The sequence below is a fragment of the Paenibacillus validus NBRC 15382 genome, assembly GCF_004000985.1.
In the GTDB taxonomy this organism is placed as follows: Bacteria; Bacillota; Bacilli; order Paenibacillales; family NBRC-103111; genus Paenibacillus_G; species Paenibacillus_G validus.
This window is the reverse complement of the sequence record NZ_BIMH01000029.1, coordinates 42,537-64,675: the sequence shown is the minus strand read 5'-3', so window position 1 is coordinate 64,675 and position 22,139 is coordinate 42,537. Positions and strand designations below refer to the sequence as shown.

Annotated in this window: 18 protein-coding genes; 7 read left to right on the top strand and 11 right to left on the bottom strand. The window is 56.9% G+C overall.

Going from position 1 to position 22,139, the window contains the following annotated elements:
- From pcrA to PVA01S_RS17665, 6 genes are all read right to left on the bottom strand, one after another.
- Positions 1–2,032 (bottom strand): DNA helicase PcrA (gene pcrA, locus PVA01S_RS17690; protein ID WP_127608707.1); only part of this gene is annotated, 2,032 nt, incomplete at its 3' end.
- 16 nt (positions 2,033–2,048) lie between these two features.
- Positions 2,049–2,744, bottom strand: coding sequence for a heptaprenylglyceryl phosphate synthase (gene pcrB, locus PVA01S_RS17685; protein ID WP_127608706.1), 696 nt, complete (start codon positions 2,742–2,744; stop codon positions 2,049–2,051).
- Between the two features lie 170 nt (positions 2,745–2,914).
- A complete protein-coding gene (locus tag PVA01S_RS17680) occupies positions 2,915–3,502 on the bottom strand; it encodes a hypothetical protein (RefSeq protein ID WP_054798286.1) in 588 nt (195 codons plus the stop codon).
- 351 nt (positions 3,503–3,853) lie between these two features.
- Entirely contained in the window at positions 3,854–4,801 is a 948-nt protein-coding gene (locus tag PVA01S_RS17675; RefSeq protein ID WP_127608705.1) for a spore coat protein, read from the bottom strand.
- Between the two features lie 26 nt (positions 4,802–4,827).
- Positions 4,828–5,055 (bottom strand): hypothetical protein, encoded by a 228-nt coding sequence (locus PVA01S_RS17670; protein ID WP_054800330.1) that lies wholly within the window; start codon positions 5,053–5,055, stop codon positions 4,828–4,830.
- A 300-nt stretch (positions 5,056–5,355) separates the two neighbouring features.
- The gene (locus PVA01S_RS17665; protein ID WP_244932986.1) at positions 5,356–6,561 is read right to left on the bottom strand and encodes a helix-turn-helix domain-containing protein; all 1,206 of its coding nucleotides are present in this window, start codon (positions 6,559–6,561) and stop codon (positions 5,356–5,358) included.
- 309 nt (positions 6,562–6,870) lie between these two features.
- Between PVA01S_RS17665 and PVA01S_RS17660 the strand changes: the two genes are divergently transcribed.
- The 5 genes from PVA01S_RS17660 to PVA01S_RS17640 all read left to right on the top strand — a co-directional run bounded on the left by PVA01S_RS17660 (position 6,871) and on the right by PVA01S_RS17640 (position 11,639).
- Positions 6,871–8,592 carry a fumarate reductase/succinate dehydrogenase flavoprotein subunit gene (locus PVA01S_RS17660; RefSeq protein WP_127608704.1) on the top strand — a complete coding sequence of 574 codons (1,722 nt, stop codon included), beginning with the start codon at positions 6,871–6,873 and terminating at the stop codon, positions 8,590–8,592.
- On the top strand, positions 8,573–8,809 hold the full coding sequence (locus PVA01S_RS17655; protein WP_054798284.1) for a 4Fe-4S dicluster domain-containing protein: 237 nt from the start codon (positions 8,573–8,575) through the stop codon (positions 8,807–8,809). The genes PVA01S_RS17660 and PVA01S_RS17655 overlap by 20 nt, the downstream gene beginning before the upstream one ends.
- A 64-nt stretch (positions 8,810–8,873) precedes the next feature.
- A complete protein-coding gene (locus PVA01S_RS17650; protein WP_127608703.1) occupies positions 8,874–10,004 on the top strand; it encodes an ABC transporter substrate-binding protein in 1,131 nt (376 codons plus the stop codon).
- Position 10,005: 1 nt separating this feature from the next.
- Positions 10,006–10,776, top strand: coding sequence for an ABC transporter permease (locus PVA01S_RS17645; protein WP_127608702.1), 771 nt, complete (start codon positions 10,006–10,008; stop codon positions 10,774–10,776).
- A gap of 56 nt (positions 10,777–10,832) precedes the next feature.
- Positions 10,833–11,639 carry an ABC transporter ATP-binding protein gene (locus tag PVA01S_RS17640; RefSeq protein ID WP_127608701.1) on the top strand — a complete coding sequence of 269 codons (807 nt, stop codon included), beginning with the start codon at positions 10,833–10,835 and terminating at the stop codon, positions 11,637–11,639.
- A gap of 395 nt (positions 11,640–12,034) precedes the next feature.
- Here PVA01S_RS17640 and PVA01S_RS17635 read toward each other — a convergent pair whose 3' ends face one another.
- Genes PVA01S_RS17635 through PVA01S_RS17620 form a run of 4 tightly spaced genes read right to left on the bottom strand, consistent with a single transcriptional unit; the run spans position 12,035 to position 16,221 of the window.
- Positions 12,035–12,961: a DUF4340 domain-containing protein gene (locus tag PVA01S_RS17635; RefSeq protein WP_244932985.1), complete on the bottom strand. Its 927-nt coding sequence runs from the start codon at positions 12,959–12,961 to the stop codon at positions 12,035–12,037.
- Positions 12,958–14,352, bottom strand: coding sequence for a GldG family protein (locus PVA01S_RS17630; protein WP_127608700.1), 1,395 nt, complete (start codon positions 14,350–14,352; stop codon positions 12,958–12,960). Before PVA01S_RS17630 ends, PVA01S_RS17635 begins: the two co-directional genes overlap by 4 nt.
- 23 nt (positions 14,353–14,375) lie before the next feature.
- Positions 14,376–15,089: an ABC transporter permease subunit gene (locus tag PVA01S_RS17625; RefSeq protein WP_174817596.1), complete on the bottom strand. Its 714-nt coding sequence runs from the start codon at positions 15,087–15,089 to the stop codon at positions 14,376–14,378.
- The gene (locus PVA01S_RS17620) at positions 15,082–16,221 is read right to left on the bottom strand and encodes an ABC transporter ATP-binding protein (RefSeq protein ID WP_127608699.1); all 1,140 of its coding nucleotides are present in this window, start codon (positions 16,219–16,221) and stop codon (positions 15,082–15,084) included. Before PVA01S_RS17620 ends, PVA01S_RS17625 begins: the two co-directional genes overlap by 8 nt.
- Positions 16,222–16,464: 243 nt before the next feature.
- Between PVA01S_RS17620 and PVA01S_RS17615 the strand changes: the two genes are divergently transcribed.
- On the top strand, positions 16,465–17,529 hold the full coding sequence (locus tag PVA01S_RS17615; protein WP_127608698.1) for a glycine-rich domain-containing protein: 1,065 nt from the start codon (positions 16,465–16,467) through the stop codon (positions 17,527–17,529).
- A 190-nt stretch (positions 17,530–17,719) separates the two neighbouring features.
- Here the strand turns inward: PVA01S_RS17615 and PVA01S_RS17610 are convergent, their stop codons facing one another.
- Complete coding sequence (locus PVA01S_RS17610; protein WP_127608697.1) at positions 17,720–20,239, bottom strand: U32 family peptidase; 2,520 nt, start codon at positions 20,237–20,239, stop codon at positions 17,720–17,722.
- Between the two features lie 351 nt (positions 20,240–20,590).
- Between PVA01S_RS17610 and PVA01S_RS17605 the strand changes: the two genes are divergently transcribed.
- Complete coding sequence (locus tag PVA01S_RS17605; RefSeq protein WP_127608696.1) at positions 20,591–22,105, top strand: diguanylate cyclase domain-containing protein; 1,515 nt, start codon at positions 20,591–20,593, stop codon at positions 22,103–22,105.
- Positions 22,106–22,139 lie beyond the last annotated feature (34 nt).

Here is a 22,139-nt window from a genome sequence, read left to right as displayed (position 1 = left end):
CCCCGGCGCTGCCGAAACGGCGCTCACCGCGCTCCCACGCGGCGCCGCTGCCGCTGCGCGGGGCGAACGCGCCGCCGCCCGCGCGAGCGTTCTCCACGAGTTCCTGCGGCAGCTCGTGCAGGAACCGGGACGGCGCATTCGCCGCCGTCCGGCCGAACAGCGTGCGCATCCGCGCGCACGTCAGGTAGAGCTCTTCCTCGGCGCGGGTGATGCCGACGTAAGCGAGCCGCCGCTCTTCCTCGAGCTCCTCGTTGTCCATCAGCGCCCGGGAATGCGGAAAGACGCTTTCCTCGAGGCCGACGATGAAGACGACGGGGAACTCGAGGCCTTTGGCGCTGTGCATGGTCATCAGCACGACGCCCTGCTTGCCCGCTTCGGGATCCTCATTCATCGAATCGATATCGGCAATCAACGCAAGATCGGTCAAGAAAGAGACAAGCGACTTGTCTTCATTGCGCTTCTCGAAGTCCATGGTCACCGACAGAAACTCGTCGATGTTCTCGAGGCGGGCTTGCGACTCGATCGTGTTTTCTCGCTTCAATTCTTCCCGATACGCCGACATTTCAAGCATTTTCTCCGTTAATTCGGTAACCGACAAATAATCGACCATGCGATACAAGTTCTCGATCATCTCGCGGAATTCCGTCAGCGCGCTCCGCGTCCTGGCGCTGATGTCCAAGCTGCCCACGTTCTCCAGCATCGCGAACATGGATACGCCGTATTGGGCGGCAGCCGCCGCCAGCTTATCGAGGGTCGTATCGCCGATGCCGCGCTTAGGCACGTTGACGATCCGCGCGAAGCTGATGTCGTCGTCCGGATTGGAGACCAGACGCAAATAAGCCAAAATATCCTTGATTTCTTTACGGTCGTAGAACTTTACGCCGCCGACGATCTGATAGGGAATGTCCGATTTGATGAGAATTTCCTCGATGACCCGGGACTGGGCGTTCGTCCGGTATAAAATCGCGTGGTCCTTGAAGCGTCGGCCCTTCTCCACGTTTTTACGAATTTGACCGGTGATGTAGTATCCTTCTTCGTGCTCCGAATCGGCTTGGTACAGGCGAATCTTCTCGCCTTCGCCCTTGTCGGTCCACAAATTCTTCGGCTTGCGTCCGGCGTTGTTGGCAATGATCTTGTTCGCCGCATTCAAAATCGTCGATGTCGAACGGTAGTTCTGCTCGAGCAGAATCGTCGTCGCGTTCGGGTAATCCTTCTCGAAATCGAGAATGTTGCTGATGTCCGCGCCCCGCCAGCGGTAGATCGACTGGTCGCTGTCGCCGACGACGCAAATGCGCTTGTGCTTGTCCGCCAGCATCCGGGTCAGCATATATTGCGCGCGGTTCGTATCCTGATACTCGTCCACGTGGATATATTGGAACTTGTTTTGATAGAAATCGAGCACTTCCGGCACCTGCTTGAACAGTTCGATCGTCATCATGATCAAGTCGTCGAAGTCCAGCGAGTTGTTGAATTTCAGCTTCTTCTGATACAGCGTATACACTTTCGCCACAAGGCCGTCGAAGTAGTCGCCGATCTTCCGTTCGAACAGCTCCGGCGTGAGCAGTTCGTTCTTGGCGTTGCTGATCGCCGCCTGGATCGACTTCGGTTCGAATTTCTTCGAATCGATGTTCAACTCTTTCATACAATTCTTGATGACCGACAGCTGATCGCCAGAGTCGAGAATCGTAAAATTCGATGAAAAATCGAGCCGCGTAATGTCTCTGCGCAATATACGAACGCACATCGAGTGGAACGTCGACACCCAAATGTCCTGCCCCTGCGGGCCAACGAGCGCACTGACCCGCTCCTGCATCTCGCGAGCCGCCTTGTTCGTAAACGTAATGGCAAGAATGCTCCAGGGCGCCGCTTTGCGCGTCGCTATCAGATAAGCGATCCGATGCGTCAGCACGCGCGTCTTGCCGGAACCGGCTCCCGCCATGATCAGCAACGGCCCGTCCACCGCTTGGACCGCCCGCGCCTGCTGCGGATTGAGCTTCTCTATCGCTTTGAAAATATCTATAGGTTCGTTCATCGTTTACCTGCCCTTTCTACACGGATTCCTTGACCGCCTTCACAGTCGCCAGCGCCTGCTCCAAATCGTGGTAAACGGCGTTGCCGACTACGACGGTATGTGCGGACCGGGCCGCCTCGACCGCTTTCTCCGGACTATCCACCCCGCCGCCGTAAAACAGCCTTGCCGTGCCGAGCAGCCCGCGAACCCGCTTCACATCGTCCATATTGCCGAACATTCCGCTGTATTCCATATAAACGATCGGGCAGCGGAATAAACGATCCGCCATGCGTGCGTAAGCCTCCACGTCCCTCAAATCGAGCTCCGCCTCGGCATCGGTCACCCGCGCCGCTGTTGAATCGCCATTCAATATAATGTAGCCTTCGGTCACGATCTGCGACCAATCCATAATGGCGCCATATTCTCGCAGCGCCTGCCGCTGACGGCCGACGATCCATTCCGGATTGCGCGCATTCAGCACGATCGGAATCAGAAACAAGTCGAACCCGGGCACAATCGCCTCCTGCTCGGATACTTCGAGCACACACGGCACCTCGTAGCGGCGAATGCGGGCAAGCAAATCGACGGTGTTGTCGAACGTGACGCCCGACGAGCCCCCGACCATAACCGCATCGGTGCCGGACAGACATATCCGCTCGAGCGCTTCATCGGACAATTCACGGTCCGGGTCCAGCTTAAACACGTGTCTCCACTGCTCCAATTGCAAATGCAAAGCAAAAGCCTCCTGTCCTTCCATCTACAAGTAGTCTATGCTACCCTGCAGGACGTGTCAATGAACCGAATAGAGAATATACGTTCGTATATTTTACCAAATTGCTCCCAAAAAAGAAAGCAGACCGGCGCGCTTCCGCGGACCGTTCTGCTTCGTGTGAATCCGTCCCGTTATGAGACGGTTTTGAACTCGGTAATTCTCAATCGATCTCCCTCGATGAGGTATTCCGACTCGTGCTGCATGACCGACTTGGCCAAATCCTGCTGCACATTCGCCCCGCTGAGCGAGACCCGGTATTTGCTCGCGTCGGGCTGTGATTTCTTCAGCTCGTATTTCCCCCACTCGCTGCGCAGCCCGAGCATGGCCTTCGTGCTGTTCGCCTGATACGTTCCCAGACGATCGTCGCGCCGGTAGAAGTAGGCGAGCATCCGGTCGGCCATCTCCCGGTTATACACCTGCATGAGTGTGGTCCGCATCTCTTCCATCGCGTATTTGTCCATTTCTCCGGTAACCGGGGAGGACAGCACTTGATGCGTCCAATCGTCGATTTGCTTGATCCAGCCGATGATTTGCTCGTCGGACTGGGTCATCACGCTTTTATCCATTGAGGGCGGCGTAATTTGGCCGATCGTTTGCAGGAGACGCTCGCGGCCTACCGTCTTCTGCATCGTTTTCATATCGGCGGCATCGCCGGCGCTTTGCGACTGGCAACCGGCAAGCAGCGCCGCGGCGAGCGCTAAGGTCAGGATCGTTCTCATGGAATGAGGCCCCTTCCGTCATGGCGTTTTTTTCGTATTATGGGTCAAAAACGAAAAAGTATACTTTCCTGCGCCATGTGGAGCCTTTTTCCTGACGCCGGGGCGAAGCTGGTGCGGAGCTGCCACCCCCAAAAAAGAAGGTTCCCGCGAATTTTTGCTATCTCATTCAGGCATTCCGTAGCTCCGGATTTAAAAAAGGGGAATCCATATGCAGAAACCGAAATTGTTCCGAAGAGGATCTGCTCCTGCTGGAATCGGACCATCAGGAACGGATGGATACGATGAATTATCTATTATAGCCTGGGTCCCCCGGCTTGTGCCGGGGGATTTTTCAGCCAGAAGCTGCTCACCTTAAAATACGTATTTACTGGCGTTCGCTTGCTGCTGCGCGGATTGCGCTTTGTTCTGGACACCGTTCGAGCTTGATGACACGCTTGAGCTCGTCGCCGCGTCGGAGGAGCCGTTGAAGCCGTAACCGGTGGCGCTTTGGCCTTGGCGTCCTGTCGCCGAAGCGTTGTAGCCGGTCGAAGCGTAGCTTTGCTCCTGCTGGTTGTGGCTGCCGTATGCCTGTTGGTTCGAACCGTATTTGGCGCCGGCGCTCGCGTTCGTGTAGTCCTGCGACGCCTTGGTCGCGTAATAATCAGAGACGTCCGTACCGGAAACGGAAGATTTCACATTGTTGTGTTCCGAGTCTTCAACCGAAGATGCGCCGTAGCCGTAACCCGTTTGAACGGACGAGCCGAAGCTCGAAGCTGCCGGAGATTGACTGTAGCCGGCCGATGACGTCTGGCTTTGGTTCTGTTGCCCGGAGACCGACGACGAGAGCATGCCGCCGTAATGCGACGAGCCTGCCGCATAGCCCGGCATCTGGGCGTACGATGGCTGCGAGGGTTGGAACGATGGCTGTTGTTGTCCGAATGGCTGCTGATAAGCGCCGCCGGCGAAAGAACCGTGCACCGCCTGCTGCACAATCGCCTGCAGCTGCTCGGCTTTCTGAATTTGCTGCGAAAGCTCCTGCTGCACTTCCAGCTGCGTGGCCATCTTGATCGAGCCGTAACCGCCCAACTGCGACAGCACGTCAAAGAGCTCCGCCTGGTCTTGCAGCGTCTTTTGCGATAGGCTTGCGAACATTTGGCGAATCGCCGGATGCGTCGCTTCAAGCGCCGCCGTCGTATACTCGCGCGCCGTACGTTTCAATTCGGATAAAACGAGATTGGCGACATCCTGTTCATTCAAGTGCAGGTGAAGCGCTTGGGCTTGCCCCGCTTGCGTGTTGATCATTTGATTTTGCTGGTACATGCTTTGCCGGACCTCCTATGTATGCCTTAATGGGACATTTGTGTATGCTGCTGCAGCGTTCTTAACAATTGGTCGGTGTTTTGCAGACGATCCTGCGCGATTTGCGCCAGCTTTTGCTTGAGCTGTTGGTTTTGGCTCTCCGCTACGCCTTGTACGGCGATTTTGGCGAGCAGCTCTTCGTTTTTCAGGCAATCGGAGATGTAGGACAGCTCCTTGGAGCTTACCGAGTTGACGGATTGTTGTTGGTTATACATGGATGGGTCCTCCTTTCCTCAGTTGACCAGGATAAACGGCTTTGCCACCCTTGTGCTGCAAGGACTGGCGCGTTTTGTTACGGTTGATGCAAACAAACTATACCTTCTAAATCAACCAAGATTAGGATGTCCGGCCAGTGGGAAATTATGTATCGGGGGAATAAAAAAATCACCCCTTCCTCCGGGAACGGAACCATCGCGTCCGCTTGGAGAAAAGGATGAGGGTTCAACCACCTTAATCGTTAGGCCGTCTTCTTGATTACAAGGAGGAGAGAAGAAGCCGAACGAATGGCCACCCGCTCAATACATTTGCTCCCTTGGCCATTCCGTTCCTTGAGGAGACGCTTCGATCGAGGGCAAACCCATTTCCTCCAGAGCAATGTTCAAGTAATCGGTCTTGGCACGAATAGGGTAAAGCTCCGGCGCCATTCCCGGAAAGCGTTCCTCCAACCTCTGCAGCGTGTTCAGATCTCGCGGGTAAACCGCTGCATCCCAGCGGACGTTCGAGAGCACCCGCCAAGCAACGGTTTGAGGGATTCCGGTCGATGCCTGCACCCGCTTGGCGGCGCGTGCAGGCTCGCTGCGCATCAGCTGGTGCACCCGAACGTGAGCCTTCAAATAAGCGATAACGATAGCCTCGTTGTTGGCCGCCCATCGCTCGCCCGCCACCAGGCCGGTCAAATAGTCCTCATACATGCCTTCCTCAAAAAGTACCGTGCCCGCGCCCCAGTGCCGCAGCAGGCTCAAGTACGGCTCCCACATTGCGCTGGCGCCGACGCGTCTATCGACGATGTCTGTCAGGCTTTCGCTCATTGACCGGTGGATGACGTTAGGATGCTCTTGTTCCGCTGCGCCGATCGAGGTAAGAAGCCGATTCAGGCGCATGCCCGCGCTGGAATTGGCAACGGTCGAGATGGTCACGTTCGCAAGATCATCCGGCTTTCTTATGATGCTGTTTGACGGAACGACGACCGATATGCCTTTGCCATTCCGGGTTTTTCCGTCAAAGGCGAGCAGTACGGGTTGAAAATTCGGCAGCAGTTTCCCCAGTGAGCTGCAGATGCGTATCGGGTAATCGCCGAGCGAGGCAATTTGGATCAAGCCCGAAATAAGGCCTTCCACCAGTTCCAGGCCGTTCTCCGCATTATGCCACAAGACCTTAATAGGACGATGCGGAAATTGTTTGCGCAGCTCCTCTTCGAAGAACCCAAGCTCCTTCATAATTAGCGGGCTCCACATATGCGCCGTTCCGCTCTGATACCCGATGGAGACGGTCAGGCTCTCGGCAGGCGCGCTTTCCGGCCGGTCCGCCGCAGCCCCGCATACGGAGTGGGATTTAATCCACATCTGCAGTTCGTCGGGATCAAAGAACACTTCTTTGCCAATCTTGATGGTCGGCAGCTGCTTGCTTCGGCGCCAGCGGTCTATCGTAGCGCGGCTAATACCGAATACGCTCATCGCCTCTTGTAAAGTAATCAGCCTGAAGCCTTTATCCTTGGGAAACAACAAGAACGCCCCCTTTTCCGTGAAATCCGATTATACAAATTGGAATAATTTTATTTTAACGAATGACCCCCCTCGCATCAAGATGAGTAAAATTTCCATTTAATGGTTTTGTTGCTCATTGATCGTCTATTGCTGCTCAATGTTCATCCCCTTATTGACTCCCTCAATCGGGGGATGCTATCATTCGGGTTGTGTAATACAAAGTAAACAACTAGGAATTAATTCGATGTCAACTGGTTAACCAGAGACACTGCGCCTTTCTCCAAAGGATCGCTGTGTCTTATTTGCATTGAGGGAGGAGAATAGGTTATGCAGACAAGGGAATATACGACCGATGTGTTGATTGTCGGCGGCGGCACGGCGGGAACGATGGCCGCCATTAAGGCGAAGCAGGCGAATCCTGACGTACAGGTGCTTGTTCTCGACAAAGCCGATATCCGGCGGAGCGGAGCAATCAGTATGGGTATGGACGGGTTGAACAACGCCGTCATTCCGGGGAAAGCCACGCCCGAGGAATATACGCGGGAAATTACCGACTCGAACGACGGCATTATCGATCAACGGGCCGTTTACCGACAAGCGTCCGAATGTTACGACATCGTAAAGGAGCTTGATTCGTGGGGGGTCGATTTCGAGAAGGATGCCGAGGGCAATTATGAGGTTTACCGTGTGCACCGGAAAGGGCGTTATGTTCTGCCGATGCCGAAAGCGAGCGACTTAAAGCTGATTCTCGCCAAAAAGGTAAAGCAGATGCGCTGCAAAGTCGTCAACCGCGTCATGGCAACAAGACTGCTGACGCAGGGTAACCGCGTAGTCGGCGCACTTGGCGGAGACGTAACGACCGGCGAGCTCGTGGTCGTACACGCGAAGGCCGTCGTCCTGACGGCCGGTGCGGCAGGACGTATGGGTCTTACCGATTCGGGCTACCTGTACAGCACCTACGAGAACCCGACGAACTCCGGCGAAGGATTCGCGATGGCTTATCATGCCGGAGCTGAGCTGACCGGAATCGAGTGCTATCAGATCAATCCGACGATGAAAGATTATAACGGCCCCGCCTGTGCCTATGTGGCCGGTCCGTTTGGCGGCTATACCGCCAATGTGAATGGCGAGCGGGTAACGGGCTGCGATTATTGGAGCGGCGAGCTGATCATGAATATGTGGAAGCTGGCCAATAAAGGCGAATGGCCGTTGTTCCTCAAGCTGACGCACCTGGACGACGAGACGATCTCCAAGATTGAATCGATCCTGCACCACAACGAGCGGCCGAGCCGCGACCGCTTCCATGCCGGACGGGGCAAAGACTACAGGACGGATATGGTGGAGCTGCATTTCTCCGAAGTAGGGCTCTGCAGCGGTCACAGCGCTTCCGGCGTTCTCGTCAATCACGAAGCGGAAACGTCGATGGAAGGACTGTATGCGGCGGGAGATATGGCGTCGGTTCCCCATCAATATTTGCTCGGTGCGCTGACCTTCGGCAAAGTCGCCGGTACGAACGCTTCGAACTATGCTGCACAGACGGAGCGGCTTGGCGCGGATCCGTCGCAAATCGAGGCGGAAAGAGCGCGGATCGAAAGGCTGCGCGCGAACCCGAACGGTGTTCCGCATCAGCAGGTGGAGTACAAGATCCGCCGTATCGTCACCCAATATTTGATGCCGCCCAAGACCACGACGAAGATGGAAATCGCCCTGGAGAAAATCGAGCACTTCCGCCGCGTCGACCTGGAGCTGCTCGGCGCGAACGATCCGCACGAGCTCGGAAGAGCGCTTGAAATTCACAGCATCGTCGACTGCGCCGAGCTTATGGCGAAAGCGTCGTTGTTCCGCAAGGAAAGCCGCTGGGGCTTTTACCACTATTATCTCGATTATCCGGAGCGCGACGATGCCAACTGGCTGAAGCGAGTCATTGTGAAGAAAGGCGCTGACGGCGAAACGCAGCTGACCACGCGTGATCTGCCGCCGTATATATTCGAGCCCCAACGACCATCATCCGAAGAAGGAGTGAGTAAACATGAGCAATCGGTCAGCTAATTTCGTTTCGCAACGGGTGGAAGCAAGCGTCATCATCGACCGGGATAAGTGCATCGGCTGTGATATCTGCGTTCAGGTATGCCCGATGGGCATTCTCGCACTGGACAAAGACGGAAAAGCGTATATGAAATACGACGAATGCTGGTACTGCACCCCATGCCAAACCGACTGCCCGGTTGATGCGGTGCGCGTGAATATCCCCTATTTGGTCCGATAAACCCATCGGTCAAACGACATCATCTCATTAATTATGATTTCTACTAGGAAGGCGGGGAATCCCCATGTCGAATCGTATCCGAACTGTAAGCTTACTCTTGGTCCTGGTCCTAGCGTCCGTTCTGCTGCAAGCTTGCGGAGCATCCGGCAGCACGTCCGAGACCGCCTCTTCCGCCCCTGCGGGATCTTCCGCCGCACAGGCGGAAGAGGCAACTGTGACGATCGGGTATCAATCTCCTACGGCACAGACGTGGGGAGCACTCATTATAAAGAACAAAAAACTGTTTGAAAAACACTTGAAGGAGGTCGCGCCGGACAGCCGTGTGAAGGTGGAATGGTTCGACGCGCCTGCCGGTTCGGTCTTGAACAACAACATGAACGGCGGGAAAATCCAGATTTCTTTCCTCGGCGACATGCCTTCTCTGCTGAACGGGGTTCTCGGTATTACGCAGCCGAACTACCATTCCGTCTTCCTCGCATTCGACGGTAAAGGCGTTCAAGGCCGCAACCAGGCCATTCTCGTGCCCAAGGGCAGCGACATCAAGGCAATCGCTGATTTGAAGGGCAAGACCATATCGACCCCGATCGGAAGCAGTGCGCACCGTATGCTGCTCGATTCGCTCCGCAAGGAAGGCTTGGTCGATCAAGTGACGGTCGTCGATCAATCGGTAACCGTCGGGATGCAAAGCATCGAACAGAACAAAATTGCGGCTCACTCCACATGGGAACCCTACCCTACCCTCATGCAGCAAAAAGGGATCGGCACCGTGCTGCAGTTCGGCGAAGCGACGCAAATCGATTACTTGGCCGGTGTCGTCGCCAACCTGGACTGGGCAAAGGCGAACAAAGCTTATGTCATCGCCTTTCTAAGGGCGCTGAACGAGGCTCATGAGTTTGCGCGGAATAACCCGGAGGAGACGGCTAAAATTTTTGAGGAAGAAAGCAAGTTCCCGCATGAGGTGTGCGTCAAAATGGTGCAAAACATCCGTTTCGATGCGGCCGTCTACAAGAAAGACTTGAACACGCTGAATGGAAGCATCGAGTTTCTGTCAAGCATCGGAAAGCTGCAGAAGAAGCTGGATCTAAACGCTTTCGTCGACGATTCGTATTTAAGGGAAGCGATCCAATCGACCGGTGGAACGTATTTGACCGACGCTGAGCTGCAGGGAGACTGGATTCAAGGGAAGGTTTACTAAAATGAGACAAACCAGGCTGCAAGTCCCTGGGCTGCTGCTTCGAGCCGTTTCGGTAGCCGCCTTCGTTTTGCTCTGGAAATGGGCCGTGGATGTCAACATCCACTGGCCGCTCCAGTTCGGCAACCTGCCGGACCCTATCGATATCCTGGCGGAATGGTATCGTAATTTGTTTACCCCCCAATATCGGCAGGACATAGCGATCAGTACATCCCGCGTGCTGACGGGCATCGCTCTCGGCTTCACGACGGCGGTGCCTCTTGGCTTATGGATCGGCCTCAAACGGACTGCGAACCATACGCTGTACACCAACCTGGAGCTGTTCCGGCCGATTCCGCTCATTGCTTATTTGCCGGTCGCGATGCTATTATTCCGCACGATCGAAAGCAGCATTATTTTTATTACCTTCATCGGTGCTTTCTTTCCCATCCTGATCAGCTCGCGGGATGCAGCGAGGCGTGTTTCCCCGGCGCTGGTGCAAGCCGCCCGCTGCCTGGGCTGCGGTCCGGTCCGGGCCGTCTGGAGCGTATATTTGCCTGCGATGGCACCTGAAATATTCACGGGCTTGTCTGTCGGCATCGGGGCGTCATGGATGGGGGTCATTACAGGGGAAATGATGTCCGGTCAGACGGGCATCGGCTATTCCACCTGGCAGGCGTATCACCTGCTCGATTACAAGGAGTCGATTATCGGCATGTTTACGATCGGGGCGCTCGGTTATTTATCGTCGGCGTTCGTGCGGACGGTTGAACGGTTTCTTATTCGCTGGCAGTAAGGTATGGAAGGATGCAAGACTTCAGTTATCAAACTAAAAGATCGGGGTGATGGCCCTTGTTTGTCGAATTAAAGCAGGTGTTTAAAGAATACGGGGCAGGGACGAGCCAGTCGGTGCATGCGCTGCAAGATATTCAGTTATCGATAGCCAAATCGGAGTTTGTTTGTTTGCTCGGTCCGTCGGGATGCGGCAAAAGTACGCTGCTGAAACTAATCTCCGGTATTGAGGAACCGACCGGAGGCGAGATCCAAATCGACGGCTCGCCGGTGAAAGGGCCTTCGACCGAGCGCGGCTTTATTTTTCAGGATTACGCGCTCTTTCCGTGGCTCACCGTTCGCGGCAACATCCGGTTCGGCATGGCGATGAAACGTATTCCGCGCCGTCGTCAGCGGGAGCTCCTTGATCAATATTTAATGAAGTTCGGACTTGCCGATTCCGCTCATTTATACCCGAAGCAGCTCTCCGGCGGCATGCGCCAACGGGTAGCCATCGCCCGCGCGTTATGCCTGAACCCGCGAATCCTGCTCATGGATGAGCCTTTCGCTGCACTGGACGCGATCCTGAGGCAAAAAATGCAGGAAGAAGTCGTCCGGATCTGGGAGCGAGAAAACATCACCTTCGTGCTGGTCACGCACGATGTGGAGGAAGCGATCTACATGGCGGACCGTATCGTCGTCATGTCTCCCAGACCCGGACGGATCAAAGAAACGGTCACCGTCAATTTGCCGCGTCCGCGCAGACGGACCGACGCGAGGTTCGTGGAACTGCGCGCCCGGCTGCTGGACTTATTGGAAGACGAGAAGATCAGATCGTACCCGCATGCGGTTTCTCAAACGCTCTTGCAGCAAACGGCGACGGAGTAAGCGTTCCGGGCCGGGAGCCGAGCTACTTAAGCCAGATCCCTGACTTGGCTAAGGTCGGGGATTTTTTGCCGTCCCGGCTCCAGGTTTTTCCCGGCTCATCCAGCTCTGGCCCCCAGACGGTGCAGCACCGGTTCAAATGCGGGTATAGCCGTAGTACCGAGACGAGAGTTACCGGCGTTAACCGCGGTGCATGAACCGGGGGCGTCCCCCACAGCATGAGCCCATTTGAGTTCGCCGTCGATACAGCAAAGGCCGGCAAGCATACCCTGAGGTATCCTTGCCGGCCTTGTACCCTTGGCCTATTGCTGAGCAAGCAATGGCGGATAGCTTTCCTTCGGGCGGGGACTTCGCCGCGAATGCGCCGGAGCTGCGCTTGCAGCCCGCCCGCCGCCTCCTTACGGCGCTGCCTTCGCCTTGTCGGCCAGCTCCTGCACGGCTGCCGTCGGTACGGCAAACGCCCATTCACCGCCTTGCTGCGAGATCCACACGACGTCCCCCGCGGCCTTGCCCGCGTACGCGACGGTCGTCTCCGCGCCTGCGGCTTCGCCGGCGACCTTCAGCTCGATCCGCAGGTCCGGCTGATCAAGCCCCTGCACCTCGGATGCGCGCTTCGCCTGCTGCTCCGTGACCAAAGACGCCGCCCGGTCCAAGAACCCGGTCGCATCCGTACCGGTCAACTCGCGTTCGCCGAGCTTCCACTTGGATTCGAACGACGACTTGTCAGGCTCCGTCTTCGTTAACGTCCAAGCCGCGCCCTTCCAGTCCACGGTCAACGCGCGTACCTTCTCGTACTCGACCTTCACAGCCCGCTTCTCCATAAAATCGACCGGCTGCTTCGCCAGCGACTTCACGGTCGACTCGGCGAGCTGGAACACCTCCGGCGCATCGCCGAGCTTCGCATAATACGAGCCGCCGACCGGGACGAGGTCGCCGACGGCCAGCGTCCGTTCCCCGCCGTCCACCAGCTTCACGGTGAACATCTGCTTCGGCGCGGCCAAGCCGAACTGCTCCAGTTCGGCTGCCGCAGCGGTCACGACCTTATCCTTTTTCACCGAAACGAACGTATCCACCCATGCGTCCGCCGAGCTGCTGTCCAGAGGAAGCGCGGTCGGCTTCGTCATCGTCCATCCGCCGTCCTTACGCTCCAGTACCGTTTCCGTATCGCCGTTCTTAACTGTATAGCTTGCCACTTCTTCCTTCTTCACCGTTACAAGGGCAGGCGCCTCTTGCGTTTTCTCTTTAAAAAAATCTTGACTCGACGCATACCAGAATCCCCCGATGCACAGTACCACCAACACGATCGTCGGGATCAACCGTCTCATCCTTTTCTCCTCCTCCACCAAATGAAGCCGCCGATCAGGAGGAACAACAGCGGGAAGACTACGACGGTACCCAGGAAAATCATGTTCGCCTGCTCGCCCGTCACGAGCGCCGTCGACAAGTTGTCGCCTTCCCGCGGCCGGATCGTCACTTGATCCTTCTGCTCCTGCAGCCAACCGACGCTGTTCAGCGCGAAGTCCCGGTTGCCCTGCTGCTGGATGTATCGATCGACGAGGAATGTCGAACCGCCGAGCACGACCGCCTTCGGCTTCTTCTCCTTATTCTCCACGACAAAGCCGAGCTCGAGCGGTCCCGCCACGTCGGCTGCGTCCTTCTTGCTGGTGCCTTGGCCCGCGAGCGCCTTCAAGTCGGTCTCGCCGTAGGCCTTATCCGTCGTAGACAAAATGGCCGTCGCCGGATAATCCGCATTCGGCTGGTCGACCTTCAACGTCACCGCCAGCGTCATGACTGTCAGCAGGTTATATTCCTGCAGCTTCCGCGTAATTTCATGGCCGCTGTACTCCGGCACGATGCTAAGCGGATCGTACATGGCGCTTTGCTTCGGCTCGATCGCAACCGCATGCTGGTCCTTGATGCCGTAGGCGGACATAAGCGCGTCGATATTTTTCCATTTCGAAGACATGTCCGGGTTAAAGCCAAGCGCAAGGTACAGCTTGCCCTTGCCGTCCATATAGGCCTTGACGAGCTCCGCTTCCTTGTCGCTCAGGTCGGTTTCCGGACCGACAATGACGAGCATCTCGGCGTCGTCCGGAATTTTGCCTTCGCGCAGCAGGTTGAGCTCTTTCACCTCGTAGTTCGCGCTTTCCAGACCCGAACGCCAGAGCGTCATCTGCGTCAGCGGAATTTCATTATGCCCGCTCAGGAAATACAGTTTCCGCTTCTCCTTAACGTTAAAATTCACCAGCGCCTGCGTCAGCTTCTCCTCGCCGCTGAAGCTGTAGCCGTTCGGATTTTGTTGGCTCGGCAGGAACATGTCGTAGAAAGGCAGCGTCTTCTTCTGCTCCCCGCTCTGCACCACGAGCGTCCCGGCCGGGTCGACTTCGTACTGCTTCGCGACCGCAGGGTTCGCGACGGCATCGTATTCTTCGAACGTAATCTTGCCGCTGCGCTTCTTGTACTCCTCCACAAGCTCCACCACTTCGCGCTTCATATACGGATTCGTCTCCGTCGTCGTAAACGACAAGATCCGGATATCCTTATCCAGGGCGCTGAGCGTTTGCTTCGTTTGATCGGATAACGTAAATTTATTGTTTTGCGTCAAATCGACCTGCATGTTTTTGGCGGAATTCAAGAAGATCGTCAGCACGATAAAAATGCCGATAACCGCCAGCGACAATACAGTCGCATTCGTTCCGCGGATCCATTTATTCACTTCGCATCTTCCCCCTTCCCGGTTTATCTCCAGCGCTTGCGTTCCAGCACTTGGATGCTAAGCACCAGAAACACCAGAATGAACGTCACGTAGAACAGCACGTCGGCGAAATCGAGCACACCCTTCTGCAGGTCGGCGGCCCGGCTGACGATGGAGAACATGCCGAGAAAATCTTTGACTTTCCCGCCTACCGTATCCCCGAGCCACTCGATCGTCCAGAACACGAGCAGGATGGCGAATGCCGCGATACCCGACACCATCTGGTGCGCCGAGAGTGAAGAGGCGAACAAGCCGACCGCCATCATCGCCGCTCCGACCAGGAACATGGCCAAATACGACAGCCACAGCACCGGCTGATCGAGCGGGCCGTAGGCGCTTAAGATAAGCGGATACAGCAAGCTGCCCGCCACCAGCATCAGCAGCACGGTCAGCGCCGACGCATACTTGCCGACGACGATCTCGGTTATGCTGACCGGCGAGGTGAGCAGCAGCTCGTCGGTGCCCTGCCGCAGCTCATCGGAGACGAGCCGCATCGTCAGCAGCGGGATGATGAACAGAAACACGAACGTCACATTGCCGAACACCGGCCGCACGTCGACCACATAGGGCGGGTACAAGAAATTGGCGCTGAAGAAATACCCCGCGATCACGAAAAAGAAAGCGAACGCCGCATACGCGATCGGCGAATAAAAGTACATTTGCAGCTCTTTGCGGGTCATGGCCATCGTTCTACGCACGGGCGTTCACCTCCTTCTCTTCGGATTCGGCTTCGGCGACTTCGAAGGAATTGGAATCGGAGCCGGCATTAGCATCGTCCAGCTTCTCATCGGTCGTCAGCTTCAGGAAGATGTCCTCCAGGCTGAGGCTCTCCTTCTTCATCGCCAGGATCGGCAGTCTCCGCTCAGCCATCCGGTAGAAGATCGCTTCGCGAATGTCCTCCCGGTCGCTCGCCGCGACAACGGCCTTCACCGTTCCCGACTCAGACCCGGACCCGTCCGCTAAAGACGTCGAACCTTCAGCCGTCGCTTCTTCCCCGGCAGCCGCTTCGCCTGCCCGCTCCTCAAGCGGCGCCGCTATGGCCGGCTGCGATTCGGCCTCGGATGTCAGCTCACGCACCGAGGATACGCCCGGCGTTGCGCGAAGCTCGGCCAGCACCGTCTCGCGCGGACCTTTCACTTCCAGCGACACCTCGAACGTATCGTTCAGCGAGTTCGCCAATTGATCCGGCTGTCCGTCGAGCACGATGCGTCCCTGATGCAGAATGAGCACCCGGTTGCAGAGCGCGTTGATTTCCGGCAAAATGTGCGTGCTCAGCAGCACGGTATGATTTTCCCCGAGCTCGCGGATAAGCTGGCGGATTTCAATAATCTGCTTCGGGTCGAGGCCCGAGGTCGGTTCGTCCAGCACAAGCAGATCCGGTCCGTGCAGAATGGCCTGCGCAAGCCCGATCCGCTGCTTGTAGCCCTTGGACAGGCTGCGAATGATTTGCCGCTCCCGGCCCTGCAGGCCGAGGCGCCCGATCACCTCGCCGATCCGCTGCTTCTGCTCCCGTACGGGAATATCCCGTAGGTCGGCGATGAATTTCAAATACGACAGTACGGACATTTCCGGGTAAAGCGGCGGCGTCTCCGGCAAATAACCGATTTTTTGCCGCGCCTTTTTCGGATGATCCGCCATGGACAATCCGTCAATCGCAATCGATCCGCGCGAAGGGTTCAAGTAGCCGGTGATCATGCGCATCGTTGTCGTTTTGCCCGCACCGTTGGGTCCCAGAAACCCCACGATCTCGCCCCGGCTCATCGAGAAATCGATGTCACGGACGCCCCTTTGATTCTCATACAACTTGCTGACCTGTTTGACCTCAAGCACGTCAAAACCTCCCATCGTTAAAACCTATCCTTCATATGCCCTTTACCTACAGCCATTTCCAACTTAAGGCCGGTCTAACCACAAGCAACAGGATAAGGGCGGAACAATAATGCCAGCTTAACCAAAGCTGAAAATTTGCTTAAAAAAATGTGTCTAACTTGTGAACTTTCGGCGCTCGTCGCAGAGCTCGAAGCCATTTGGTATAATGGAAGCTACATCCAATCCCTTGCAAGGAGGAACTGCATGGTCATCGCTATCCTCATCCTGCTGTTCGGCATTCTCGTCTTTGTCAGTATCGCCCTGTTGAATCGCGGGCAAACGCAGCGCCGACGCCATCGCGGCGGTACGTCAGGACCCGGCCGTCAGCCGTTGTACGAAGACGGTCCTTTGCCCGAAGCGCTCGGTATCCAGCCGGATCTTCCGCTGAGACCGGCCGTGGAAAGGCTCGAACAGGCGCTTGCCGGGGATTTCCCGGCGATGCTCCGAGAACGTGTGCAGCGAAAGCACCCGCAAATGACGACGTCCGAATTCAACTGGAAGTTCCTTGAATTAAAACGATATTTTCTGATGACGGCGATATTAAAGGACGTACCGATGTTCAGCGAGGCCGTCGACGACATTTGGCACGAAATGCTGATGTTTACCCGCGAATACCATCGATTCAGCGAAGCTTTCGTCGGCTCCGTCATCCATCACGCACCGCACAGCGGCGGAGAACCGAATCCCGGGGGACGGGCATGGTTCGACTGGGTATACGCGAATCTGTTCATCCCGACTCCGTACTCCTCACGGATTTGGACGCCGTTCTTCCGGTATCCGCTCGACCGCGGGCGCCTGGAGGAACTGCGGGAAGCGGACGAGGCCGAGCTCGCTGACCGCCTGTTCAACCGCAAGGCTGCTGAACGTTATCCCGAGATCGGGGAGACGATCGCCCGCTTGATCCGCAAAGCCACGGAGCAAGCGGCGGACGCCGAGACCGGCGCCGTCTACTCCGCCGAGAAACCCGCGCACGATTCCGCAAGCTACATGCCGTATTTGGCCGGGGCGCTCATCGTATACTCGGCGGCGGATCTCGGCGATTTCGACGATTTGATGGCGCAGCACTACGCTGAGGAGGAGGCGCGCCGCCGGGAACAGGAGTATGCAGCCTCGAGCTCCTCCGGATGCGGCAGCAGCGGCGGCTCCGGCTCATGGAATGACGACCGCGGCGGCGGCGGGAGCGATGACGGGGGCTCCTCGTCCGGCGGTTCGTCTTCCGGCTGCTCCTCATCCAGCTGTTCATCCGGATGCGGCGGAGGCGGCGACTAATAAAAATAGCGGAACTCTGGTGCGCCATTGCCCTTCTCCCGACCCGTGAGGGTTGATCCCGAGGCAAATCCAGCATCATTGTTCCGCTATTTTCGCTATTTTATGGAAGAACCCGGAAACGGGCCGAATGTGGCACTATCATTCCGTTATTGCAGCTGGGCAGAAGCTATTGGCGCCCGCCCCCGCCGGCTTACTTCACCAGCTGTCCGCGCGTCACGCCGAGCTGGTTCGTCGATTTGAGCGTCTTCCAAACGGTCGTTCCCGTAATCTCGCCCCGCAGCGCCCGTTCGTACAAACCGATCACTTCGCGCACCTTCTCCGGCGTTTCTTCAAGAAACTCTGCGCGGTACCGGCCTACGCCGAGCTCCATGAAATTCGCCAGGTATTCCGCGCCCGATTGGTCGATCGCGTTGTACACGGTGTTGCGGCATCCTTCGTCCACACGCACCGGATGCGAGAAGCCGACGCGGTCCTTCAGCGAAGCGCGATGCTCCTCGCAAGGGCGGCCGCAGTTCGTGTAGTCCGTACCGGGACTCATGAACGTACAGTACACGCAATGCTCCGTGTGGAACATCGGCATGTGCTGATGAATGACAATCTCGAGCCGCGACGTCTCGCTGCGGCGCAGCAGATCGACCATCTGTTGGATGTTCAGGTCGTAAGACGGCGTCACGCGCGAAAGCCCGGCATCCAAGAACAGCGACACCGCCTTATGGTTGGCCACGTTCAAAGAAAAGTCGCCGATCAGTTCCGGCTGCGGCTCGTTCGGATGCTCCGCCAAATACCGCATAAACCAGTAAACCGCCCCCGTGTTGCGCACCAGCACCGCATCCGGTCCGAGGTTCAAAATATTTTTGAAATAGCCCGTCTCTCCGGGCATATGAATGCGCGGCGTCGCAAGCGCAATCCGCTTGCCCGCCCGGCGGCAAGCTTCCACAGCCGCCGGGAACTGCTTGATGAATTCAAAGTCGGCGTAGATCAGATCGACGTTCGTCTCAACGGCCGCCTCCACCTGCGGCAGGCTGCGGCACAGCGCCGTCAGCCGCGCCTGCGCCTTCCCGCCCTGCGGCGTTGCCGGCTTCGCCGGCGCCGCAGGCGTATCGCTATAAACGTCCACCGACCGCTTCACATAAGCGCGCGGGCGCTCCCGCTCGGCGAGCAGCAGCTCCGCCGCTTGGCGGCGCATCTGATTCAGCTCGCGCATCGGCAAGATTAAGTCGCCGTTCAAGTGGACGTCGACCGACTCCAAAGCGAACACCGTACCGCCAAGACGCCCGAACTGCTCTTCGAACAGCGCGGCGTCCATCGGCCGCTTCTCGGCCGGGACGAGCGGAAGCTCGGACTCGACGGTTACCGTGTGCCCGGCGGCCGTGTCCGTCCATACGCTGCGCAGCGGCTGTCCGGCCGCGCCGGTCACCTTCACGCGCACCGGAAAGACGCGGTACGGCTTGTCCGTTTCGTACGTCTGGCGCAGCCGCTTGTCCAGATGCGGATCGTTCGTTTTCCAGATCCGGTCGCCCACATGCACCCGGCTCAAGTCAACATCATTGCGCCCCGGAATAATCTCGATCACGCCGCCCGGCGCCTCGCCCTCGAACTTCGCGCCCTTGCGCCGCAGGTCGTAGACCCGGCCTCCCTCTTCCTTCTTGGTCGGGTCGCCCGCGTCGAACACGATGCCGTCGCCCCGCTTCAACGGCGCCTCAAGCTCGCACACCACGCCGTCGCGGAGAATCTGCTTGACGCGGCCCAAGTAAACGCCCCGGCTTTTCGGATACGTGCCTTCGACAAGCTGTTTATTGTTCGTGCCTTTGAGGAAGCCGTACGTAAAGCCGCGGGAGAAGCTTTGCTCCAGCTCGCGAAGCTCTTCCTTCGTCGGCTGCGGGTTCTCGCCGTCGAAATAACGGTCGATCGCGCGGCGATACTTGCCGACGACGTTCGCCACGTACTCCGGGCTTTTCAGCCGGCCTTCGATCTTGAACGATTTCACGCCCGCCTCGATCAATTCCGGGATCAGCTCAATGGCTGCCAAGTCCTTGGGCGACAGCAGGTACGCCACATCGCCCATCGGTTTCGGCTGCCCGTCTACCATTAAATCGTACGGCAGTCGACAGGCCTGGGCACATTCGCCGCGGTTCGCAGAGCGCCCGCCCCACATTTCGGAAGTCAAGCACTGTCCCGAATACGAGACGCATAACGCTCCGTGCACGAACACTTCCATCGGCAGCTTCGCCTGCTCCCCGATCTGCCGGATTTGCTTCAAATTATTTTCACGCCCGAGCACCACAATCTCCATATTGTACGGCTTCGTAAACTCCACCGCTTCGGGCGACGTAATCGTCATTTGGGTCGAGCCGTGAATCGGGAAGTCCGGAGAGATCTCCCGAATCAACCGCACCAGCCCCAAATCCTGCACGATAACCGCATCGACGCCTGCATCGATACAAGCTTCGATCAGCAGCCGCGCATCATCCAATTCCTCTTCGAACACCAGAATGTTAAACGTCAAATACCCCTTGACCCCGTATCGGTGCAAGAACGACATAATGTCCGGAAGCTCGTCCGTATAAAAATTGTTCGCCCGAGCCCGCGCGTTAAACTTCTCCACCCCGAAAAAGACGGCGTCCGCTCCGTTCGCCACCGCCGCCCGCATGCAATCCCAATCCCCCGCCGGAGCGAGCAGCTCGATATCCGTTTTACGTATGTCCCGCATGATAAAATCCCTACCTCCAAGCCGTACAGCCAGTTTATATTCAGCTACCGGTCATCGCTTTTTTCTCTAGTGTACCAGAAAGCGGCCCGGCAAACCATTCGGCGCCCCTGCGGCTCATTGATCCGAAAGGATCAAATTTTAATCAATTCATGCTCGAACTTAAAGGAAAGATGTCAAAACATGACGAATTACATACAGGAGCAGCACTGCCCATCCCCCGCTTCACCTATCGCAGCGGCGGAAATCCCGCGCCCCTTCTAACCGGAAGGGTACCCATTTATTACCAGTTATGATGGGCAAAAGATTCCTGTATAGTAAAAGCAAGTTTAAAATGGTGGAGGACCGCCAATCATGTTCAAAGACTTTATTGCGAACGCGTCGATACTCGTCGCTTCCTTTTTTATTATAGGACAATGGTTCAAAGAACGACCGCTCCACGTGGACTCTCCCTGGCCGACAAAAGTGTTCGCGGGGATCTGCTTCGGGCTGCTGGGCGTTCTGCTGATGATTTTCAGCATTCACGTGGAATCGGACGTCATCGCCGATCTGCGGCATATCCCTATGGTCATCGCCGCCCTGCAGGGCGGGCCGATTCCGGCCATCATCGCAGGCGTATTCATCCTTTGCGGACGCATCGGCTTGTTCGGCGCCTCTTTCGCCGCCTTCACGTCGGGTGGCATGATGCTTCTGATCTCCGTCGTATGCGGCTTCCTGGCAGGACGCAAAGGACTTACCCTGCTGCGTTTCTTCGGGTTGAACGTCTTCGCGATGACCGGCATCTCCATCATCATTCTGATTAACTTGAATCAGGCCGGCAATCTGAGTAAAGCGCCTCTGGTTCTGACGAATCAATGGCTCGTCTCCACGGGCGTCGGACTGCTGTCGGTATACATTTTTCTAAATATCATCCGTTCTCATGCCTCCATTCGGAAGCTGCAGGAAAGCGAGGAGCGATACCGGCACCTCATCGCTTCGTCACCGGACGCTACGCTGGCGATATCCGGCCGCAACATCGTGTTCATCAACGATAAAGGCTTGAAGCTGCTTCATGCCGCGTCTCCGAAAGATATTTTAAACCGTCCGATTGTCGACTTCATCCATCCGTCGCTCTTGGAGAAAGCCTACCGGGACTGGCAATCCATAAAGGCAGGAACGCTGAAATCGGACTTGATCGAGCAGCGGTTTTTGCGTTTGGACGGAACGACGGTCGAAGTCGAGCTGTCCGTCTCTCCGATTGTTTATCAAGAAGAAGGCGCCTATTTGATTACCATTCGGGACATCACCGCCCGTAAAAATACCGAGAAAAAGCTGCAGGACGCGCTGGGGAAGCTGCAAAAGCTGTCCGACCTCGACGGCTTGACCGGCATTCCGAACCGCCGCAAGCTGGACGAGTATTTGCTGCAAGCTTGGAACGAAGGAGCGGCCGGCGAATCGACGCTGGCTTTCTTTTTATTCGACGTCGATTATTTCAAGTACTATAACGATCACTACGGGCATCTGGGAGGAGACGAGGTGCTTCGCGTCATTGCCGCCGTCGCCAGCGGGCTGCTGCACGAGCACGGGCATTTTGTCGCCCGTTATGGCGGAGAGGAATTTGCCGCTGTCCTGAAAAACGTATCGCTCCAGGAGGCCTTCCACTTAGCCGAAGAGTTTCGTTCCCGCATCGAACGTCTGGCGCTCCCGCATGCGCAATCGAAAATCGCGGAACACGTGACCGTCAGCGTCGGTTTGACTGCAATCGTTCCCGATACGGCCGGCACCCCCGAGCAGCTTGTCGAATATGCGGATAAAGCGCTGTACCGGGCGAAGGCCGAAGGCCGCAACCGCGTAGCCGTCAGCTTCCCGGACTACGACCGCGAAAGTTAACAAAGGCGGCCATCCGTGCTATAATGTCTGGGGT